Below are 20,781 nucleotides of genomic sequence, written 5' to 3' on the forward strand. Positions count from 1 at the left end.
CCTGACACATGCGCGCCGGCCTGACAGGCCGGCGCTTCACCCTCCTTAGGAGCGCCGACTGTGTTTCTTGACCAGTTCGTGAACGCCATCGGCACCGGCGTCATGCTCGGCAGCATCTATGCCGCGCTGGCGCTCGGGCTCGCGGTGACGTTCGGGTTGCTGCACATCCCGAACATCGCCCACCCGGCCTTTGTCATCGCAGGCGCCTATGTGGTGGCGGTGGGCAATGCCTATGGCCTCGACCCGCTGCTCGTGGCGGTGATCGCCCTCGTGCCCTTCTATGTGGCGGGCCTCGCCTTCTACGAATTCTATGCCCGCCTGTTCGAGCGGCGCGGCTCGGCCGACACGATGAACGCGCTGACCTTGTTCTTCGGCGTGTCGCTGGTGGTGGAGACGGCGCTGCTGATCAAGTTCGGCACCAACCAGCAATCGGTCTCCGTGGCCTATGTGGGCCAGAGCCTGAATATCGGTCTGCTCTCGCTGCCCTATCGCCTGCTGGTGCCGGCCATGCTCGCGCCGGTCATGGTGCTCATCCTCTGGCTCTATCTGCGCTACACCCATTCGGGCATCGCCATCCGCGCCGTGGCCCATGACGAGCGGGCGCTGTCGGTGAGCGGCATCGATCCCCGCTGGATCAAGCGCCACGCCTTCGGCATCGCCGCCGCAACCGCCGTGGTGGCGGGCGCCGCCCTCATCATCATCGGCCCCGTGGACCCGTTCGGCGGGCGCCTCATGATCGGCCGCGCCTTCGCCGTGGTGGTGCTGGCCGGCATGGGCTCGCTTCCCGGCACCATCGCCGCGGGCATCCTCATCGGCGTGTCGGAATCCCTCGTCTCGGCGTTCGCGAGCCCCTCCTGGGCCCCCGCCGTCGCCTTCTCCATCCTGCTCGCCACCCTGGCGCTGAGGCCCGAAGGGCTGTTCGGAGCCCGCCGATGACCCCCGACACCTCCCTCATGCCCGCCGTGGCGCCTGCCTCGCGCGCCCGGTCGCGCGCCACCGGCCTGCGCAACATCGCGTTCGCGCTGGGCGCCATCGCCGTGATGGCGGGCGGCTATGCACTGACGCAGACGGTGGAGAACCCTTACGTCTTCTTCGCCGCCTACATCATCATCCAGTATGTGGCGCTGTCCACGGGGTGGAACGTGCTCGGCGGCTATGCCGGCTACATCAATTTCGGCGCCACCGCCTTCTATGGTGCGGGGGCCTATACGGGCGCCGTGCTGCTGAAGGCTTTCGACGCTTCCGTCTTCCTCTGCCTGCCGGCGGCGGCGGCGGTGGGCGCGGTGCTCGGCCTGCTCATGGGCTACATGACGCTGCGGGTGCAGGGCGTCTATTTCGCCATCGCCACCATCGCCCTCGTGGTGATGGCGCACACCCTCGTGCTCAATCTCGAATATCTCGGCGGCGCCAGCGGCATGGCGCTCATGGCGCCCGAGGCGCCGTCCTGGTCCGGGGGACAGATCCAGTTCATGTTCCTGGTGATGCTGGGCGTTGCCATCCTCTCGGTGGTGGTGGCGCGCTGGATCGAGATTTCCTGGGTGGGCCGCGGCTTCCGGGCGCTGCGCGCCTCCGAGGATGCGGCGGAGTGCGCGGGCGTTCCCACCTTCAAGCTGAAGCTCTCCGCCTGCGCCATTTCGGGGGCGATCCTCGCCATGACCGGCGCGCCTTTGGTGTTCTACGCCTCCTTCATCGAGCCGGAGACGGTGTTCGGCCTTGCCTTGGCGCTGAACGCCATCGCCATGCCGCTCATCGGCGGCAAGAAATCCTGGCCCGGCCCCATCATCGGCGCCATCCTCCTGGGCTCGGTGCAGCAGGCGGCCACCATCACCATTTCCTCCGAGCTGAACATCCTTCTGGTGGGCGTGGTGCTGATCGGCTTCGTCGCCGTGGCACCGGACGGCATCCTCGGCCTTCTCGACCGGAAAGGGGCGCGGAAATGAGCGAGCCCATCCTCCATGTGGAAGGCGTCGAGAAGGTTTTCGGCTCGCTGAAGGCCCTCGGCCCTGTGACGGTCTCGCTTCAGCCGGGCGAGCGGCTCGGCGTTATCGGCCCCAACGGCTCCGGCAAGACCACTCTCATCAATTGCCTGACCGGCACCCTGACGCCCACATCAGGCGAGGTCTGGTTCCTCGGCCGCAAGGTGACGAACCTCGCGCCCCACCAGCGCGCCCGCATGGGCCTTGCGCGCAGCTTCCAGATCCCAAAACCCTTCACGGGCATGACGGTGCTGGAAAACCTTTTGGTGCCGCTGGATCACCTGCACGACGTGGCCGACCCCCATGGGCGCGCCATGGAGGTGCTGGCCTCGGTGGGGCTTGCGGGCCGTGCCCAGCACGAGGCCGGCGGGCTCACCCAGCTCGAATTGCGCAAGCTGGAGCTGGCGCGGGCGCTGGTGGGCCGGCCCAAGGTGCTCATCGCCGACGAGGCCATGGCCGGCCTCTCCGACCGCGAAATCGACGACGTGCTCACCATCCTGGAGCGGCTCAATGAGAGCGGCGTGGCGGTGATCATGATCGAGCACATCATGCATGCCGTGATGCGCTTCTCCCACCGCATCATCTGCCTGGAGACGGGCAAGCTGATCGCCGACGGCCTGCCCGAAACGGTGGCCAACGACCCCCTGGTTCAGAAGGTGTATTTCGGTGAACAGGCTCGTCATTGAAAACCTCAATGCCGGCTATGGCGCCGTCTCCGTCCTCCACGACGTGTCGGTGGAGCTGAAGGAGAGCGAGTTCGTCGCGCTGCTGGGCACCAACGGTAACGGCAAGAGCACGCTGCTCAACGCCATTTGCGGCTTCGTGAAGCCCACTTCCGGCCGCATCCTGCTGGAATGGGACGGGCGCACCATCGACCTTGCGAAGCTGCCGCCGCACCGCATCGTCAATGAGGGCATCGCTTTGGTGCCGGAAGGCCGGCGCCTCGTGCCGAACCTCACGGTGGAAGAGAACCTGACGCTGGCGGGAAGCTGCCCGCGTGCGCGCGAGCATCTCAAGCGCAATCTCGAATTCTGCTATTCTACCTTCCCGCTTCTGCTGGAGCGCCGCGCACAGCGGGCCTCCACCATGAGCGGTGGCCAGCAGCAGCTCCTCGCCATCGCCCGCGCGCTCATGACCTCGCCGCGCCTCGTCATCATCGACGAGCCGTCGGTGGGCTTGGCGCCCATCGTGGTGGCGCAGGTGTTCGAGGCGGTGCGCGGGCTCCAGGAGAAGCAGAACCTGACCATCCTCATGGCGGAGCAGAGCTTCTTCCAGGCGGTGGACCTTGCCTCGCGCGCCTATGTGCTCTCCCACGGCCGCATCATCCGCACCATCGACCGCAGCGTGGAGCGCATCGACCCCGAAGAGCTGCGCCGCGCCATGATGGGCCTGGAAGCGGCCTGAGGCTTCACCCCTTCTCCCTTGCCGGCGTTGGCCGGCGCCTCCTCGTTCCACCGCTTGGCCAAACCAAGGAGGAAACCATGAGCACGCCCGTTGTGACGGCGAAGGAAGTGGCGGACATCAGCCGGGAGCGCGGCTTCCTGGCGAAGCAGCTCTACGTGGTCTTCACCACGCCGACGAACGGCATGGGCCCGGTGATGGCAAACCTTAAGAGCCATCTCGACTATCAGGAGTCGCTGGAGAAGAACGGCACCATGTTCGCCGCCGGCCCCCATTGGACCGACGACGAGCAGCACTGGGACGGTGAGGGCATGGTGGTTGTGCGGGCCTCATCGATGGCGGAGGCCGAGGCCATCGCCGCAGCCGACCCCATGCACAAGAGCGGCGCTCGCAGCTACCGCGTGCGTCCCTGGCTGGTGAATGAAGGCACGCTCACGGTGAAGCTCGACTTCGCCACCGGCCGCTTCGCGCTCGACTGACGAAGGCCCCCGCCTCACTTGTGAGGGCTGAGCTCCGGGGACTTCTGCGGCATGCCCTCGGGAACGATGGTGCGCACGATGCTCTCGTCCAGCGCCTCGTAATCCTCATAGCCGATGGTGCGGTAAAGCTCGGCGCGGGTCTGCATGCGGTCCAGCATGTTCTGCGTGCCGCCGTCCTTCTTCAGAGTGGCGTAGAGCACTTCCTGCGCCTTCGCCGCCACGCGCAGCGAGGAGACCGGCCAGATCACCATCTTGTAGCCCATGGCCTCGAATTCTTCCGCGGTGAAGAAGGGCGTGCGGCCGAACTCGGTCATGTTGGCGAGTAACGGCACCCCGGGCATGCGGTGGGCGAATTCCCGGAACATGCCCGCGTCGGTCAGCGCTTCGGGGAAGATGGCATCGGCACCGGCCTGGAGATAGAGGTTCGCCCGTGCCACCGCGCCCTCGATGCCCTCGCTCGCCGCCGCATCCGTGCGGGCGATGATGTAGAGGTGGCGGCGGGCCTTGGCGGCGGCGGCGACCTTGGCCGCGAAATCGTGGGCGTCGGCCAGCTTCTTGTCGTTGAGGTGGCCGCACTTCTTGGGCAGGAGCTGGTCCTCGATCTGCACGGCGGCGGCGCCCGCATCCTCGAACACGCGCACCATGTGCATCACGTTGAGCGCTTCGCCATAGCCCGTGTCCCCATCCACCAGCACCGGCAGGTCCGCCGAGCGGACCAGCTGGCGGATGAAGAAGGACACCTCGTCCACGGTGATGATGCCGAGGTCCGGCAGGCCCATGGAGGCGGTCATGGCAGCGCCGGAGAGGTAGAGCGCCTCGAACCCGGCCTGCCGCGCCTGGAGCGCGGCCATGCCGTTATGCGCCCCGGGCATCTGGAGGATGCCCGGCCGGGCGAGCAGGTCGCGGAACCGATGGCCCGGTGCCTTGGGGCTGGAATCGGTTGCGACAAGATACGGCATCGTCGGGTCTCCACGCACGGCGCTCCGGCATCCGCCGTGCACCCTCTTCGCCCTGAAACAAGCAGAGGTCGCAGCCAAATGTCAACATTTGACGATAGACGCGTGTAATGTCATCTCCAGTCCTTCACAGGCAAACCGCCGCGCCGGGCAAGGGCGCCGGGGCCTCGGGAGGAGCCGCATGGACGACATCTACGAAGTCTACGCCATCCGTTATGCCACGCGGGCCTCCACCCGCGCCGCCACCTTCCTGGACGCGGACCCGCATGACGGCCCCATGGGCATGGACTATTTCATCTGGGCCTTGCGCAAGGGCAACCGAACCATCGTCGTGGATACCGGCTTCGACAAAGCGGTGGGGGAGCGGCGCGGCCGCACCTTCCTGCGCTGCCCGGTGGAGACGCTGCGGGACATCGGCATCCAGCCGGAAGAGGTGAGCGACGTGATCCTCACCCATCTCCACAACGACCATGCGGGCAATCTCGACAAGTTCCCCGCTGCCCAGTTCCACCTCCAGGATGCCGAGATGGCCTTCGCTACCGGCCGCTACATGCGCCATGCCTGCTGCGGCCGAGCCTATGAGTTCGACCACATGGTGGGCGCGCTGCGGCTCAATTATACGGGGCGGATCGAATTTCACGAGGGCATGGACGAGATCGCGGATGGCGTGACCGTCCATCCCGCCGGCGGCCATACGGCGGGTCTCCAGTTCGTGCGCGTCCGCACGCGGGGCGGCTGGTTCATCCTCGCGTCCGATGCCAGCCACTATTACGAGAACTTCCAGCGCAACAACCCCTTCCGCCTCGTGTTCAACGTGGGCAAGACGCTGGACGGCTACCGCGCCATGCGGCGCCTCGCCGGGAGCGAGGACAAGATCATCCCCGGCCACGACCCCCAGGTGATGGAGCGCTTCCCCGCCGTCTCCCCGGAGCTTGAGGGCATCGCCGTGCGGCTCGACTGATATTGCGCCGCACATCTTACTGTTGACATTATACACCTATGCCCCATGGTATGGGGAAGGAGCCCCTTCACGGGGCCAAACGACGGCATGGGGAGGAAACGATGCTTGGGCCATTGACGCGCCGCGGTTTTGTCTGCGCGGCGGCATTGCTTGCCGGTTTCGGTCTTGTTGCGACCAAGGCGGACGCCGCGCCATTCCCCTCGCAGCCCATCAAGCTGGTGGTCGGCTTCCCGCCGGGCGGCTCGAACGACGTGGTGGCGCGCATCATCGCACCCGCCTTCAGCGAGGTCATGGGCGTGCCGGTGGTGGTGGACAACCGCCCGGGCGCCAATGCCACCATCGGCACCGAATTCGTCGCGCGGTCCGCGCCGGACGGCTACACGATCACTTTGGGCAGCGCGAGCCCGCTCGCCATCAGCCCCTTCACCTACCCCAACATCCCCTATGACACGCTCAAGGATTTCGTCGGCATCACCACCGTGGCCATGACGCCGGAGCTGGTGGCGATCAATCCCAAGGTCGAGGCCAAGACGCTCCAGGAACTGGTGGCGCTGGGCAAGAAGCGCCAGCTTACCGTGTCCTCCTCGGGCAATGGCGGCCTTCCGCACCTCGCCATCGAACTGTTCAAGACCACCTCGGGCGCCGATGTCCTGCACGTGCCCTATAAGGGCGCGGGACCGGCCATCGTCGATACCGTGGGCGGCCATGTGGATGCGATCATCGTCGACATTGCCGGCCTCCTTCCTCTGGTGAAGGAAGGCAAGCTGCGCGCGCTCGCGGTGACCGCCGACCAGCGCTCGCCCATCCTGCCCGATGTGCCCACCACCGCGGATGCGGGCCTGCCCAAGCTGATCGCAGTGAACTGGTTCGGCATCATGGCGCCCGCCAAGACCCCGCCGGACGTCGTGCAGAAGCTTTATGAAGGCCTGGTCAAGGCGGTGAACACACCCAAGGTGAAGGAGCAGCTCCTCAACGCCGGGATGGAGCCCATGCTCATGTCTTCGCCCGCCGCGTTCCAGACCTTCCTCGTCTCGGAGCTGGACCGCTGGGGCGCCATCGCCAAGGCCTCGAACGCCCGATCCGACTGAGCCGGAACGGCGCTCCGGAAGCCAATGCCATCCGGGGCGCCCGCATGCTATCCTAGAGAAACTTTCCGTCGGCCCGGATTCGCTGTGTTGATTCGGGCTCGGGCACAAAGATTCTCGTTGTGGTTGGAGGAGCTTGGTGGAACCCCCGCTGTTCGGTGGCAGGACCCTGGCAGATCGTGCGTTCGAGTGGCTTGAAGAGGCCATCATCAAAGGCGACTACCCGCCCGAGACCAAGCTCGACGAGGTGGCGCTGGCGAAGTCCTTCGGCATCAGCCGCGGCCCGGTGCGCGAGGCCATCCGCCGGCTCGAAGGCAAGAAGCTGGTGGAGCGGGTGCCGCATGTGGGCGCCCGCGTCGCCGCGCTGCACCCGTCCGACCTTTCCGACCTGCTGTATGTGCGCGAAGCCCTGGAAGGCATGGCCTGCCGGCTGGCCACGGAGCGCATGACCGCGGCCGAGATCGAGGAATTGGAGCGCCTGCTGGAGGGTCACGCCAAGACCGGCGCCCTGAAGGCCGGCGACAGCTATTACCAGCGGCCGGGCGACTACGACTTCCACTTCCGCATCATCCAGGGCAGCCGCAGCGGCAAGCTGATCCAGATGCTCTGCGACGATCTCTATTACCTCCTCCGGGTCTATCGTTACCGCTCCTCCTCGCGGAAGGGGCGGGCGCAGGAGGCTTTGAAGGAGCACCAGGAGGTGGTCGCGGCCATGAAAGCGCGCGATCCTGACGCCGCCGAGCGCGCCATGCGCAACCATTTGCGGCACGCTCTGCTCTCGATCCAGGGTGATCCGAGCCAAGGCGACGCGCCCCCGGCCGACACGGTCCAGGCCGATGTAGCCGCAAGCAAGGCACCGGCCCCCAAGCGCCGCACGAAGCTCCAGAAGGCGTAAGTCCCGGCCACCCGCCGGCGCTGGCCGGCGGCGTGCATTTCTTCGCCTCCAATTGTTGACATTCGACGTTAGACCAAGATACGGAAGTCCTTGGGAGGACCAAGAATGACCCGTCAGCTCAGATGCGTGATCATGCGGGGCGGCACCAGCAAGGCCGTGTTCCTGAAGGAAGGGGACCTGCCCGCCGACGAGGCCGAGCGCACGCGCACCATCCTCTCCGTCTTCGGCTCGCCCGACAAACGCCAGATCGACGGGCTCGGCGGGGCCGACCCGCTCACCAGCAAGCTCGCCATCATCGGCCCGCCCCGCATGGGCGAGCCCCGGGCCGCCAACACCCACCTCACCTACACGTTCGGCCAGGTGGAGATCACCCACCCCGAGATCGACTGGCTCAGCCTGTGCGGCAACATCTCTTCCGCCGTGGGCGCCTTCGGCATCTATGAGGGCTATGTGATCCCGCAGGAGCCGATGACCCAGGTCCGCGTGTTCAACACCAACCTCAACCGGGTGCTCACCATCGAGGTGCCGGTGGAGAATGGCCGACCGGTGGAGCAGGGCTCCTACACGGTTCCGGGCGTGCCGGGCACGGGCGCGAAGATCCTCATCAACTTCTCCGACACCGCCGGCGGCGCCACAGGCGGCCTCCTGCCCACGGGCCATGCGGTGGACCGGCTGGACGTGCCCGGCGTCGGCGCCATCGACGCCTCGCTGGTGGATATCGGCAACGCCCACGTCTTCATCCGCGCGCGCGACATTGGCCTCACGGGCACCGAGACGCCTTCCGAGCTGGACGCGGACAAGGGCCTGCGCGACCGCCTGGAGAAGATCCGCGGCGTCGCGGCCCAGCGCATGGGCATGATCAAGGACGCCGCCCGCTCGCGGGAGGATTCCCCCGCCGTTCCCATCCTCGGCATCGTCTCCCCGCCGGCCTCCTACCGGAACGAGATCAATGGTGGGGACGTGCACGAGGACGAGGTAGACCTCGTCTCCCGCCTCATGTTCATGCAGCAGACCCACAAGACCTATGCCGGCACCAGTACGGTGTGCACGGGCGTTGCGGCCCGCCTGCCCGGAACCCTGGTGCACGAGGCGAGCCGCATGCAGACCCGCGATGCGGGCACCGTGCGCATCGGCCACCCGGCCGGCGTGATCGAGACCGAGACGCAGATCGAGAAGACGCCCGACGGCTACATCGTCCACCGGGCCACCCTCGGGCGCACCGCCCGCCGCATCATGGAAGGCTACGTCTTCGTGCCCGAGGGCAACGGCGCCGCTGGCCACGACCACTGAGCGCGCGTGACGCCGCCCACCCATTTACTGAAATCAAGAAACGGAGCGCCCCATGACTGAGACAGCAGCCGAGACCCTTGCGGATCACTTCGTCAACCTGAAGGTCAGCGATATTCCGGCCAAGGCTCTCGCCGACGCGAAGACCCTGGTGCGCGACTATCTCGGCGTCGCCCTCGGCGGCAGCCGCACCGACAGCGCGAAGATCGCCGCGCGCTTTGCCGAAGAGATCGGCGGCAAGGCCGAGAACACCATTATCGGTCATGGCGGCAAGGTGCCGGCGGTCCACGGCGCTTTCGCCAACGCCATCGCGTCCCACTCCATCGAGCTGGACGACGTGGACATCCTGGCGCTCTATCATTTCTCCCCGCCGGTGGTCTCTGCGGCTCTCGCCGCTGCCGAGCGTGAGAAGTCGAGCGGCGCGGAATTCCTCGCGGCTGTGGTCGCCGGCTGCGAGATGATGGCCCGCGCCAGCAATGCGACGAACTTTTCCCTGCGCAATCGCGGCTTCCACACCACGCCCACCTGCGGCGTGTTCGGCGCCACCATCGCCGCCGCCCGGCTGATGAAGCTCAACAAGGAACAGACCGTCTCGGCCCTCGGCCTTGCCGGCGCGCAGGCCTCCGGCCTCATGGAGATGTACGGCCCCTCCATGCAGAAGCGCTTCAATCCCGGCCCCGCTGCCCGCAACGGCGTCACCGCCGCGCAGATGGCCAAGCTCGGCTATACCGGCGCTGCCACCATCTTTGAGGGCGAGCGCGGCTTCTGCAAAGTCTTCACCGACGAGTTCGATGTGGGCGCCCTGACCAAGGGCCTCGGCACCGAATTCCCCATCGACATCGAGTACAAGCCCTATAGCTGCGCCCGGCCCATCCACAACGCCATCGACACGGCGCTGGCGGTGCGCGCCCAGCTTAAGGAGCCGGTCTCGGCCATCACCTCGATGTCCATGCGCCGGCACCCGGCCTGGGCGCACTATCACCTCAACACCCATCCCGCGACCTATCATGAGGCGCAGGTGAGCCTGCCTTATTCGGTGGCCATCGCGCTGCTGGAAGGCGGGGCGCTGCCGCCCCAGTACCAGAACGACAAGCTGAAGAACCCGGACGTGCTGCGCCTCTCCGAGATGCTGGTGGTGACGCCGGACGAGAGCCTGCCGCGCGGCGTGTCCTGCGCGCTGGAGGTCAAGACGGCCGGCGGTGCAGTGCTGACCTCTCAGGTGGACCACCCGCGCGGCTCCATCGCCAACCCCATGACCGAGGAAGAGATGAACCGGAAGGTCCACATGCTGGGCGATCCGGTCATCGGCCAGGACGGTGTGGCGCGGCTGATCGCGCTGATCGCGAAGGTCGAGGAGCTGCCGAACATCAGCGGCCTCATCGAGGCCACGGTGCCGAGCCGCGCGGCCGCCTGAGCGGGAGTGCAGGGAAGCAACAAGGGGGCGGCCGGAAGGCCGCCCCTTTTTCTTTGCCAGCGCCTAGGACCGATCGACATTCAGCAGCACCGTAACCCCCTCCCCCGCAAGGGGGGAGGGAGAAAGCGGCGGGGTCGGCTCTGAATGTCGATCCAGCCTAGTCGACCGCGTGGCGCCTGCGGAATTCCGACGGCGTCTGCCCCGTGAGCGCGCGGAACACGCGCGCGAAATGGGCGGGGCTGATGAAACCCACCTCCAAGGCGATGTCCATGATGGAGGTTTCCCCTTTCGCCAGCAGTTGCATGGCTGCGTCCACGCGCCGGTGCTGGATGAAGGCGAGGGGCGTCTGCCCCGTGGTGGCGCGGAAGGCGCGGTGGAAATGGCCGGCGGAGAGGTCCGCGCACTGGGCCAGCTCGGCCACGCGGATCGGATCTGCGAGCCGCGCATCCACATAATCGGTGACACGGCGCAGCCGCCATGCGGGCAAGGGCGGCGGCGTACCCGCCTCAGCCGGCGCCGCCCCGAACCGGCGCGCGACGTAATGGGACACGGCGAGCCCCATTGTGTCGCAATAGGTGGCGTCGAGCCCGCCATCGAGCACATCGAGCCGCTCCAGCTCGGAGAGAAGACCGAACAGGAAACGGTCCTCCACGCCGCTCACCGGCCGGATCGTCTCAAGCGCCACCGTCTCATCCGGCAGGAGCGCAAGCGCCGCCCAGCGCCACGCCACATTGTGCAGCCGCAGCCGCCGCTCGGCGCCGGCGGGGAGGAAGGAGGCGGAGCCCGGGCGGTCGGGGCCGTCATAATGGTGCCCGCCATCGGCCCAGATCTCATGGCGATCGGCGCCGCCCCGCAGGGTCACCATGACGAGGTGGCGGGAGGACTGGATCTCGCCTTCCACCAGCGCCGTCAGGGGACGGTGCGCGGTCTCGAAGCTGCCGCCGGTCCAGTCGCGCCGCCTGCGGCCGTCCGCCGGCGTGCTGAGCCGTCCGCCGATCGCCCCTTCGGTGAGCGCCTGCGCCATGCCGTCATCCTTTCGCGCCCCTCCCTTGCACCTACCGGCAGGCGGACAAATGGCAAGGTGCATGTCGTAACGTCAGGATCAGATCATCGTGAGCAGGATCCGGCGCGACGGTTGCCGCCGCCGGGCGCATCTCAGAGGGCACGGCATCCAGCCGAGACGCGGAGATGAACCATGGACGCCCCAAAGCCCGAATTCACCACGGACCGCCGCAGCTTCCTCGGGGCATCGGCGGTCGGCGCGCTCGCCACCGCCATGGCCGCGGCGCCGCTCGCCGCCGGCATTGCGCAGGCGCAGACGAATGCGCCCGCAGCCCCGTCCGGCGGCGCTTCGTCCCAGCCGGTCATCACGCGCACCATTCCCTCCAGCAACGAGGCGATCCCGGCGCTGGGGCTCGGCACCTTCATCGTCTTCGACCTGCTGCCGGGCGCGAAGCGGGACAATCTGCGCGATGTCATGAAGACCTATTTCGATGCCGGCGCGCGGGTGGTGGACACGTCCCCGCTCTATGGTTCCGCGCAATACAGCGTCGGCCAGCTCGGCGCCGCGCTCGGCATCACGGAGCGCATGTTCATCGCCAACAAGGTCTGGGCGACGGGCGAATATCTCGGCGATGAGAGCCATGCGCGGCGCAGCCTCGAACTCTCCCAGCGGGCGATTTGGAAGGAGACCATCGACGTCATGCACGTCCACAGCCTCGTGAACGTGGATCTGATGCTGCCTTACCTGCGCGCCTGGAAGAAGGAAGGGCTCATCCGCTACACCGCCGTTTCCCATTTCGAGAATCCCTATCACGAGCCCCTGGCGCAGCTCGTGGAGGCGGGGAATCTCGACATCGTCCAGGTGAACTATTCCATCTTCAACCGCGCCGCCGAGCAGCGCATCCTGCCGACTGCGCGGGACAAGGGGATTGCGGTGTTCACCAACATGCCGTTCGAGAAGGCGCGCCTGTTCCAGGTGGTGCAAGGCCGGCCGCTGCCGGATTTCGCCAGGGAGTTCGGCGCACAGACATGGGCGGAATTCTTCCTGAAATGGGTGATCTCGCACCCCGCCGTCACCTGCACGCTGGCGGCCACCTCGGACCCGGCCCACGCGGCGGAGAATGTGGGCGCCCTGCGCGGTCCCCTGCCGGATGCGCAGATGCGCCAGCGCATGGTTCGGCACATGGAGGGCCTTCCCGGCTTCGACCGCATCGCCAGCGTGCCCTGGTATCCTGGCAAGGCGCAGATGTATCAGGGGCTCATCCGCCGCTCCCAGGGGCAGCTCCGGCAGCGCCTGAGCTGAAGGCGGCATCGGGAGGAGGCGGTCATGCGCTTGGCATTGGCAATGGCGGGGGTGATGGGCTTCGTTCCCACCGCGTTCGGGCAGGCGCAGGACCGCGTGGTGCTCGGCCCCTTGGCCATCGACCGGACCGAGGTGACCATCGCCGCTTTCGGCCGCTTCCTTGCCGCGCGCGGCCAGCGCACCACGGCGGAGGAATCGGGCGGGGGCTTCGAGTTCGAGGGCGGCTGGGTCCGTCAGCCCGGTTGGACCTATCTCGCACCCTCGGGCACGCCCGGCGCGCCGGGCGATCCGGCGGTCCATGTCACCTGGGTGGAAGCGCGGGACTATTGCGCCTTCGTGGGCGGGCGTCTGCCCACCGCCGCCGAGTGGCGGCAGGCGGCCTATACGGAGATGCGCGAGACCCCGCCCAGTGGCTATGAGCGCGGGCGCACCTATGCCTTTCCCGTGGGGGACGACCCCGCCGGCATGAACTTGTCCACGGGCGATGCGTGGCCCAGGCACGCCCCGGCGGGCGTGACGCGGCAAGGCGTCAACGGCCTATACGACATGGGCGGGAATGTCTGGGAATGGCTTGCCGACCGGCGCGGCGGGGAAGCCCTGACGGCGGGCGGTTCCTGGTGGTACGGGGCGGACCAGACGCGGGCCGCCTCCATGTAGTGGAAAGCCGCCGACTTCTATGCGGTCTATGTCGGTTTCCGCTGCGCCTATGAGGCCTGAGAGGGCGCGACTTTTTGCGGGTATACCCACGGCTGCATCTCGCCGGGCGGCAGGGGATGGGAGATGAAATAGCCCTGGGCCTCATCGCAGCCCCAATAGACCAGGATGTCGTAGGTTTCCCGGGTCTCGACCCCTTCCGCGACCACATCGTAGCCGAGGTCGTGAGCCATGGTGATGAGCGCGCGCACCAGCTTCTGGTCATAGGTGTTGGTGACGAGCTGCGAGACGAAGGAGCGGTCGATCTTGATGAGGTCGATGGGCAGGCGCTGCAAATAGGACAGGCAGCTATAGCCGGTGCCGAAATCGTCAATGGACATGACGACCCCCAGCTCCCGCAGGGCCGCAACCTCGTTCAGGATGCGCGTGCTGCGTGTCAGCATGACGCTCTCGGTGAATTCCAGCTCGATGGCGCCGGGCGTCACGCCGTGGCGCTCCAGGACCGCGGCGAGCCGCTCCGTGAAGTGCGCGTCCTCCAGGTTCCGCGCGGAGACATTGATGGAGACCCGGCGGAGGTTGGCGGCTTTGCTCCAGAGCGCGCGCTGCCGGATGGCGTTATCGAGCACCCAGTCGGTCACGGGCCCGGTGAAGGCCGTGTCGTCCACCAGGGGGATGAATTCCGCCGGGGGCACGTCGCCCAGCGTCGGGTGGCGCCAGCGCAGCAGGGCCTCGGCCCCGACGCAGCGGCCCTGGCGAAGCTCGACGCGCGGCTGATAGACCAGCCGGAGTTCGTCGGGGTGTTCCAGCGCCGGCCCGATCTCGTTCAGCAGCTGGAACCGGCGCTGGTGCGCGAGGTCCTGCCCCACATTGTAGGTGGCGGCCTGCTCGCCGCTGCCGCGGGCATCGTCCGCGGCATTGAAGAGCCGGCGCAGCACGTCGCGGGGGGCGACGGCATCGACCTGGAAGGCATAGACGCCGAACACCGGCTGGGGCGTCAAAGGGATGGCGGCGCAGGTGATGGTGATCCGCAATCCCTTGACGAGGTCGTCCACGATCTTGCGCCACTCCTCCGGCCCGACCTCGCCAAGCACGACCACGCAGCGTGCGGGGCCGACATGGTAGACCCGCAAGTCACCCAGCAGGCAGCGAATGCGTTCGGTTCCCTGGCGGATGAAGGCCGTGTAGGTGGCGCCCAGCACGCGCTGGCCGTGGTTCACCTGCGAAAGGGAGGCGAACTCCACCAGAAGGGCGGTGCGCGTCTCGCCGGGCGCGCGCTTGGCGAGGTCCTCCAGGTCCTGGAACAGCTGGTTCTCGTTCGCCTGTCCGCTGGTGGAATCGATGCAGCCGAGGGCGTTCTGGAGTTCGACCTGCGACATCACCATGGCCGCGAGGTCGGCGAGCGCTTCGCGGTCTTCCCGCGTGAAATCGCGCGGCTTGTCGTCGATCACGCACAGGGTGCCGAGCCCATAGCCTTCGCGCGTGATCAAGGGCGCGCCGGCATAGAAGCGGATCCCCGCCTGGGCCAGGATTCCGTCCTTGAAGCGAGGATCCTCGCGCATGTCGGACACGACGAACACTTCGTCGCTCGTCAACGCATAGGCGCAGGGGGCCTCCGAGCGCGGGATTTCCGCAAGTTCGACCCCCACCCGGGACTTGAACCATTGCCGGTCGCTATCGGTGAGCGAAACGGCGGAGACGGTAGAGTTGAAGAGGCGGCTGGCGAGCCGGGTGATGCGGTCGAAGCTCTCGCTGGGGGGCGTATCGAGAAGATGGAGGTCCCGCAGGGCGTTCAGCCGCGCTTCCTCGTTTTCGATCACCGCGCGACGCATGTCCGATTGTCCGCCCTGCCCCGAGCCGTGCCAGCTCATGCTGGAGCGTGACACGACGCCGGGCGTGGGAGAAGCCCTCCAAGGTGCTGCACGCCCATAAATGATCGTCTTTGTCGACAATTGAACGGTCGAAGGAGGCCGGCTGTCCGACGATGAATATCAAAGGTAGTATAATGGGGCGACACTCGTCGTTTGCAGAGCGGGTTTCTCCCCCCGATCGTCAGTCTCACAGCGTCCAGCGCCAGGCGGCGAGCCCCATCAAGGCTGCATCTTCTCCGGCAAGGCCCATCACCTGCAGACCGAGCGGCAGGCCCTGGTCCTCAAGAAGCGGCAGCGAAATGGCTGGGACACCGAGAAGGGAGGCCGGCACGTTCATGACGGGGTCGCCGGTATAGCCGAGCCCCAGAGGCGCGGCACCGGTGGCCGCAAGCGCCACCGCTCCGTCGAATCGCGACAGGGTGTCGGCGAAAATCTCGCGGACGTGGGTGCGGTCTTCGAGCGCGGCGGCATAGTCCGCTGGTGTCATGGCTTCGGCCTCGACGAGGCGCCGGCGCATGGCGGCGCTGACGCCCTCCGGATGGCTTCGGACATAGCCCGCGAGAGGCCAGCGCATCTCCCAGGCATTGATCCGCGTGGTGAGGGGAAAGGCGCCGGAGAGAGCTTCTTCCAGGCGCTCCACCGCGCCATCCATGGTGCGGTGGACCACTTCCACGCCATGGGCGGCAAGGCGGGCCAGTTCCGCCTCGAAGGCTTCCACGGCGCCCGGCGTCGCCTTCGCCCATCCGGCCGTCTCAAGCACTGCGACGCGCTTCGGCGCCCGGGCCGCCGGAAGGGTTTCGGGTCCCGTGAGCGGGCGCTCGCCGGGGTCTCCGCCCACCCGTGTGGCGATGGCCTGCGCCACCGCCCAGATGTCCTCCAGCGTCTGGCCGAACAGGCCGACGCAGCTCTGGCTGAGATGGTCGTAGGTGCCGCTGCGGTTCAGCGTGCCGTAGCTGGGCTTGAAGCCGATGCAGCCGCAATAGCTGGCGGGGCGGAGCGTGGAACCCACCACCTGGCTGCCCAGCGCCACCGGCACCATGCCCGCGCCCACGGCCGCCGCGGACCCGCTGCTGGAGCCGCCCGGCGTGCGCCTGGGATCATGCGGATTGGCGGTCGGCGCGTTCTGCTCGGTGGCGGCGAACTCGGTGGTGGCCGTCTTGCCGAGGATGATCGCCCCCGCCTCGCGCAGCGCCTGGACGGAGGCGGCGTCGCGCCGCGTCTCAAAGCCGGTCCAGATGGGCGAGCCCTGGCCGGTGGGCATGTCCTCGGTCTCGATGATGTCCTTCACGGCGACCACAAGGCCGTCGATGGGGGAGCGTGGCTTTCCTTCGTGCCAGCGCCGCGTCGCCTCTTCCGCCTCGCGTAAAGCTCTCTCCCGCGCGAGATGGACAAAGGCCTTCACCTCCGGTTCGCGCTCATCGATCCGCGCAAGGCTGCGCTTCAGCATGTCGTCCGGGGAGGAATGCCCTGAGGCGAAGGTGGGGGTCTGCTCGGCGTAAGAAGGGACGCGCACGCTCTGCTTCCTTCCAGTGGACGTGTCAGTATACAGCCGCTTCCGGCGCTTCCCGGCCGGAGAGCAGGTCCGCCACCCATTTCGCCGAGGCGCTGTGGGCGCAGACCGTCAGCGCGGCGATGAGGATGGGCACGCCGATGAAGGCGCCCGGCAGGCCCCACAGGAAGCTCCAGAAGAATATGGCGAACAGCACCATGAAAGGTGAGACGGAGAGCGCCTTGCCGGCGATGCGCGGCTCCAGATAACTGCCCGAGAGGAACTGGATCACGTTCAGGCACACGAACACCACGAGCGCCAGCTCCCATCCCGACTGCGCCAAGGCGAAGGTGGTGGGCAGCATGGTGGCGACGAACGGGCCGATGAAGGGAATGTAGTTCATGGCGAAGGCGATGGCGCCCCAGGCGGTGGCGAGCTCCAGCCCCGCAGCCAGCGTGAAGGCCCAGACGACGAGCCCGGTGGCGGCGCTCATGAGGGTGCGCACCAGCATGTATTTCTGGAGCCTGGCGGCCACATCCGCACCGGCGGCGAGGAGGAAGGCGCTGGTGTCGCGCCGCTCCAGCCGGGCCACCTGGCTGCGCAGCGCGTCCAGTTCCAGCAGGCCCAGCAGCACATAGATGAAGGTGAAGATGAGGAAGGCCACGAGGCTGTTCAGGCGGGTGGAGACCTCCTGCACTGCCCGCAGCATCCAGCGCACGTCGAAATGCTCGGTGAACAGGCCGGCCATGACGAAGCCGTGGCTTTCCAGCCAGTCCGCGGCCTCCACGTAGATGGCCTGGAAACGCGCCACATTGTTGAAGATCCACTGCCCCACATGGCCGAGCCCCCACACGATGGTGGACAGGATCGAGCCCACCACCGCCAAGGTGATGATGAGGGTGAGGAGCACCGCGACCATCTTGGGCAGGCGGGCCTGGAGCGCCTTCTGCAGCGGCCAGACGATGGCCATGATGAAGAAGGCGAAGGCGATGGGCACGAGCAGCGTTTCGGCCAAAGACAGCGCGGCGCAGATGGCGATGGCCGCGATGATGCCGATGAGGACTCCCGCTGCACGCCCACCCGACATCCGGTCCCCCAAATCGCTGCTTCGGCCGGAGTGGGCCGTGCGCGGCGGGCGATGTCAATGAGCACGCCCCCCGCAGCTTGCATGCGGGGACGGCGGATGATTATTTCGCGTCGTGACACTCAAAGCGCCGACGACACCCCATGCGGGTTGATTTCCTAGGGTTGGAGGCCTTCGTCGCCATCGCCGAGCGCGGCTCGTTCCTGCGCGCGGCGGCCCATCTCAATCTCTCCCAGACCGCGCTCAGCCACCGCATGCGCAAGCTGGAGGAGGATCTGGGCGTCCAGCTCCTGGCGCGCACCACGCGGCAGATCACGCTCACCTCCGCCGGGCAGGACCTCCTGCCCAAGGCGCGGCGGCTGATGGCGGAGCTGGAGAGCGAGATTCAATCCCTGCGCGGGCAGGCTCATGAGCGGCAGGAACGGGTGGCGTTCGGCTGCCTGCCCACCATCGCGGCCTACCATCTGCCCCAGGCGCTCTCCGCCTTCCGCGAGCGCTATCCCGACGTGGCGGTGAAGATCTACGACAATTCCGCCTCCGAGATCGCCCTCCTGGTGCAGAAGGGGGAGGCGGAGTTCGGCATCGGCATCGTCTCCGTCCATGCCTGGGACCTCGACATCGCGCCCATCCGCAAGGAGCCGTTCGTGCTGCTCTGCCGCGAGAGCCATCCTTTCGCCAGCCTCGGCTCGGTGAACTGGTCGCAGCTCGAAGGCACGCCGCTCATCCGCATCAGCCCCCAGGCCGGCAACCGTGCGCTGATCGACGATGCCTTGGGCAGCCGGCGCGAGACGCTGAACTGGCGCTACGAGGTGCAGCATGTGCAGACGGCGGCCAGCATGGTGGCGGAGGGCATCGGGCTCACCGTGGTGCCGAAGCTCGCCATGCATATCGGCGGCACGCCGGGGCTGGTGGCGCTGCAATTGCGCAATCCGTCCGTCACACGCTCGCTGGGGGTGATCACGCGGCGCGGGCATTCGCTGTCGGACCCGGCGAAGTTCATGCTCAGGCTCATCAAGGCGCGGCTACGGGGGTAGCATCTTTCGGGAAGCTGGATCGGCTCTCTCCCCGCAAGCGGGAGAGGGGACGCCAGGCCCATATATGCATATTATTCATAAAACTCTGAAATCATGTCATTTGATTCATGAGTCAACTCCGCCCAAGGTCCGGTCCAACGAAGAACCTGGATCGCGGGAGGACGTCGCATGGCTGTCAGCATCGCCCTCATCGGCTTCGGCGAGGTAGGCGGCATCTTTGCCGCCGACCTGAAGAAGGCCGGTGCACCCACCGTCGCCACCTATGACATCAAGCTGGACGATCCGAGCCTCGCGCCCGCTCTGCGTGAGAAGGCAGCCGCATCCGGCGTCCGGATCGCGGAGAGCGCCGCCGACGCCATCGCGGGCGCCGACATTGTCATCTCGGCCGTCACTGCGTCTTCGGTGCTGGCTGTCGCCGAAGCGGCCGCCGCGCATCTGAAGCCCGCCCAGTTCTTCTTCGACGTGAATTCAGCCTCTCCGGAGACCAAGCGCATGGCCGCCCGGGCCGTGGAAGCCTCCGGCGCGCATTATGTGGAAGGCGCCGTCATGGCGCCTGTGCCGGCGCCGCGCCTCAATGTGCCGATCCTTGCCGGCGGGCCGCGGGCGAAGGCTGCGGCGCTCATGCTGAACGCCCTCGGCATGAATGTGTGCCCGGTGTCCGACACCCATGGTCGCGCCTCGGCCATGAAGCTCTGCCGCTCCATCATGATCAAGGGCATCGAGGCGCTGATCATCGATTGCGCCCGCTCCGCCAAGGCGTGGGATGTGGAGGCTGAGGTCTACGCCTCCCTCGAAGACACGTTCCCGGGCGTCGATTTCGCCAGGCTCGCCGAGACCATGGCGGGGCGCGTGCGCCAGCACGGCGTGCGCCGCGCCGCCGAGATGCGCGAGGCCGCCGACATGGTGGCCGATCTCGGCCTCAACGACGCGCTCGTGCGTGCGGTTGCCGAAGCGCAGGAGCGCGGCGCCACCCAACCCATTCCCGAACCGGAAAAGAAAGCCGTTCGCGCATGACCATCAAGTCCATTCCGGGGCCGGACCCGGATACGCGTACCCCGAAGTTCAAGCTGCCGCCGCTCTCCTGCGACACCCATTGCCACATCTTCGGGCCGGGGCACCTCTACCCCTACGATCCGAACCGTTCCTACACGCCCCCCGACGCGCCTTTGGAGATGTTTCGCGCGCTGCACGCCAAGATCGGCGTGGAGCGGGCGGTGATCGTGAATGCCAGCGTCCACGGCACCGACAATCGCGTGGCGCTGGACGCCATCGCCCAGAGCAACGGCGCCTATCGCGCTGTAGCCAACCTCGACGGCTCCATCGACGAGAAGGGGCTGGAGGCGCTGGACAAAGGCGGCTTCCGCGGCTGCCGGTTCAACTTCGTGCGCCATCTCGGCGGCGTGCCGGACATGAAGGTGTTCGACCGCCTCGTTTCCATGGTGGCGCCGCTCGGCTGGCACATCGACCTGCATTTCGACGCGATCGACCTGCCCGAATACGCCCCCATGCTCTCGCGCCTGCCGGTGCCCTACACCATCGACCATATGGGCCGGGTGAAGGCGTCCGACGGGCTCGACCAGGAGCCGTTCCGCATCCTGGTGGACCTGCTGGCGTCCGACGAGAAATGCTGGGTGAAGGTGTGCGGCTCGGAGCGCGTCTCCTCCGCCGGCGCGCCGTTCCACGATGCGGTGCCGTTCGCCCGCAAACTGGCGGAAACCGCGCCCGACCGCATCATCTGGGGCACCGATTGGCCACACCCCAATGTGAAAGTGATGCCGAACGACGGCGACCTCGTGGACATCGTCCCGCTGTTCGCGCCGGAGCCCGAGCTTCAGCGGAAGATCCTGGTGGACAATCCGGCCCGCCTGTTCGGCTTCGACAGCTAAGAGAGAG

At 67.3% G+C, this 20,781-nt stretch carries 20 protein-coding genes; 15 read left to right on the forward strand and 5 right to left on the reverse strand.

Annotated elements, in window-relative coordinates:
- The first annotated feature begins 60 nt into the window (after positions 1-60).
- From ABLE91_RS10795 to ABLE91_RS10815, 5 genes are all read left to right on the forward strand, one after another.
- Positions 61-936, forward strand: coding sequence for a branched-chain amino acid ABC transporter permease (locus ABLE91_RS10795; RefSeq protein WP_348930819.1), 876 nt, complete (start codon positions 61-63; stop codon positions 934-936).
- Positions 933-1,940, forward strand: coding sequence for a branched-chain amino acid ABC transporter permease (locus ABLE91_RS10800; protein ID WP_348930820.1), 1,008 nt, complete (start codon positions 933-935; stop codon positions 1,938-1,940). The genes ABLE91_RS10795 and ABLE91_RS10800 overlap by 4 nt, the downstream gene beginning before the upstream one ends.
- Positions 1,937-2,662, forward strand: a complete 726-nt coding sequence (locus ABLE91_RS10805; protein WP_348930821.1) for an ABC transporter ATP-binding protein — start codon at positions 1,937-1,939, stop codon at positions 2,660-2,662. Before ABLE91_RS10800 ends, ABLE91_RS10805 begins: the two co-directional genes overlap by 4 nt.
- The gene (locus tag ABLE91_RS10810) at positions 2,643-3,380 is read left to right on the forward strand and encodes an ABC transporter ATP-binding protein (RefSeq protein ID WP_348930822.1); all 738 of its coding nucleotides are present in this window, start codon (positions 2,643-2,645) and stop codon (positions 3,378-3,380) included. The genes ABLE91_RS10805 and ABLE91_RS10810 overlap by 20 nt, the downstream gene beginning before the upstream one ends.
- Before the next feature lie 77 nt (positions 3,381-3,457).
- On the forward strand, positions 3,458-3,856 hold the full coding sequence (locus ABLE91_RS10815) for a YciI family protein (RefSeq protein ID WP_348930823.1): 399 nt from the start codon (positions 3,458-3,460) through the stop codon (positions 3,854-3,856).
- A gap of 14 nt (positions 3,857-3,870) precedes the next feature.
- Here the strand turns inward: ABLE91_RS10815 and prpB are convergent, their stop codons facing one another.
- Positions 3,871-4,815: a methylisocitrate lyase gene (gene prpB, locus ABLE91_RS10820; RefSeq protein ID WP_348930824.1), complete on the reverse strand. Its 945-nt coding sequence runs from the start codon at positions 4,813-4,815 to the stop codon at positions 3,871-3,873.
- 178 nt (positions 4,816-4,993) lie between these two features.
- Here prpB and ABLE91_RS10825 point away from each other — a divergent pair, with 178 nt between their 5' ends.
- The 5 genes from ABLE91_RS10825 (at position 4,994) to ABLE91_RS10845 (ending at position 10,454) form a co-directional block, all read left to right on the forward strand.
- Positions 4,994-5,773, forward strand: a complete 780-nt coding sequence (locus ABLE91_RS10825; protein WP_348930825.1) for an N-acyl homoserine lactonase family protein — start codon at positions 4,994-4,996, stop codon at positions 5,771-5,773.
- 101 nt (positions 5,774-5,874) lie between these two features.
- The gene (locus tag ABLE91_RS10830; RefSeq protein WP_348930826.1) at positions 5,875-6,861 is read left to right on the forward strand and encodes a Bug family tripartite tricarboxylate transporter substrate binding protein; all 987 of its coding nucleotides are present in this window, start codon (positions 5,875-5,877) and stop codon (positions 6,859-6,861) included.
- A gap of 136 nt (positions 6,862-6,997) precedes the next feature.
- Complete coding sequence (locus ABLE91_RS10835) at positions 6,998-7,753, forward strand: GntR family transcriptional regulator (protein ID WP_348930827.1); 756 nt, start codon at positions 6,998-7,000, stop codon at positions 7,751-7,753.
- A 105-nt stretch (positions 7,754-7,858) separates the two neighbouring features.
- Entirely contained in the window at positions 7,859-9,043 is a 1,185-nt protein-coding gene (locus ABLE91_RS10840; protein WP_348930828.1) for a 2-methylaconitate cis-trans isomerase PrpF family protein, read from the forward strand.
- 52 nt (positions 9,044-9,095) lie between these two features.
- On the forward strand, positions 9,096-10,454 hold the full coding sequence (locus ABLE91_RS10845; RefSeq protein WP_348930829.1) for an MmgE/PrpD family protein: 1,359 nt from the start codon (positions 9,096-9,098) through the stop codon (positions 10,452-10,454).
- Positions 10,455-10,611: 157 nt separating this feature from the next.
- On the opposite strand, the gene ABLE91_RS10850 is transcribed toward ABLE91_RS10845, so the two are convergent.
- Positions 10,612-11,478 (reverse strand): helix-turn-helix domain-containing protein, encoded by an 867-nt coding sequence (locus ABLE91_RS10850; RefSeq protein ID WP_348930830.1) that lies wholly within the window; start codon positions 11,476-11,478, stop codon positions 10,612-10,614.
- 171 nt (positions 11,479-11,649) lie between these two features.
- Here ABLE91_RS10850 and ABLE91_RS10855 point away from each other — a divergent pair, with 171 nt between their 5' ends.
- Both ABLE91_RS10855 and ABLE91_RS10860 read left to right on the forward strand, forming a co-directional pair.
- Positions 11,650-12,759: an aldo/keto reductase gene (locus tag ABLE91_RS10855; protein WP_348930831.1), complete on the forward strand. Its 1,110-nt coding sequence runs from the start codon at positions 11,650-11,652 to the stop codon at positions 12,757-12,759.
- Positions 12,760-12,783: 24 nt separating this feature from the next.
- Positions 12,784-13,416 carry a formylglycine-generating enzyme family protein gene (locus tag ABLE91_RS10860; RefSeq protein WP_348930832.1) on the forward strand — a complete coding sequence of 211 codons (633 nt, stop codon included), beginning with the start codon at positions 12,784-12,786 and terminating at the stop codon, positions 13,414-13,416.
- Positions 13,417-13,463: 47 nt separating this feature from the next.
- On the opposite strand, the gene ABLE91_RS10865 is transcribed toward ABLE91_RS10860, so the two are convergent.
- The 3 genes from ABLE91_RS10865 to ABLE91_RS10875 form a co-directional block, all read right to left on the reverse strand.
- The gene (locus ABLE91_RS10865) at positions 13,464-15,242 is read right to left on the reverse strand and encodes a sensor domain-containing phosphodiesterase (RefSeq protein ID WP_348930833.1); all 1,779 of its coding nucleotides are present in this window, start codon (positions 15,240-15,242) and stop codon (positions 13,464-13,466) included.
- Between the two features lie 226 nt (positions 15,243-15,468).
- Entirely contained in the window at positions 15,469-16,794 is a 1,326-nt protein-coding gene (locus ABLE91_RS10870; protein WP_348930834.1) for an amidase, read from the reverse strand.
- A gap of 25 nt (positions 16,795-16,819) precedes the next feature.
- Positions 16,820-17,857: an AI-2E family transporter gene (locus ABLE91_RS10875; RefSeq protein WP_348930835.1), complete on the reverse strand. Its 1,038-nt coding sequence runs from the start codon at positions 17,855-17,857 to the stop codon at positions 16,820-16,822.
- Between the two features lie 140 nt (positions 17,858-17,997).
- Between ABLE91_RS10875 and ABLE91_RS10880 the strand changes: the two genes are divergently transcribed.
- From ABLE91_RS10880 to ABLE91_RS10890, 3 genes are all read left to right on the forward strand, one after another.
- A complete protein-coding gene (locus ABLE91_RS10880; RefSeq protein WP_348930836.1) occupies positions 17,998-18,888 on the forward strand; it encodes a LysR family transcriptional regulator in 891 nt (296 codons plus the stop codon).
- Between the two features lie 168 nt (positions 18,889-19,056).
- Positions 19,057-19,902, forward strand: a complete 846-nt coding sequence (locus ABLE91_RS10885; RefSeq protein ID WP_348930837.1) for an NAD(P)-dependent oxidoreductase — start codon at positions 19,057-19,059, stop codon at positions 19,900-19,902.
- On the forward strand, positions 19,899-20,774 hold the full coding sequence (locus ABLE91_RS10890; protein ID WP_348930838.1) for an amidohydrolase family protein: 876 nt from the start codon (positions 19,899-19,901) through the stop codon (positions 20,772-20,774). The genes ABLE91_RS10885 and ABLE91_RS10890 overlap by 4 nt, the downstream gene beginning before the upstream one ends.
- Positions 20,775-20,781 lie beyond the last annotated feature (7 nt).

It is taken from the genome of Aquabacter albus, from assembly GCF_040049275.1.
GTDB lineage: Bacteria > Pseudomonadota > Alphaproteobacteria > Rhizobiales > Xanthobacteraceae > Aquabacter.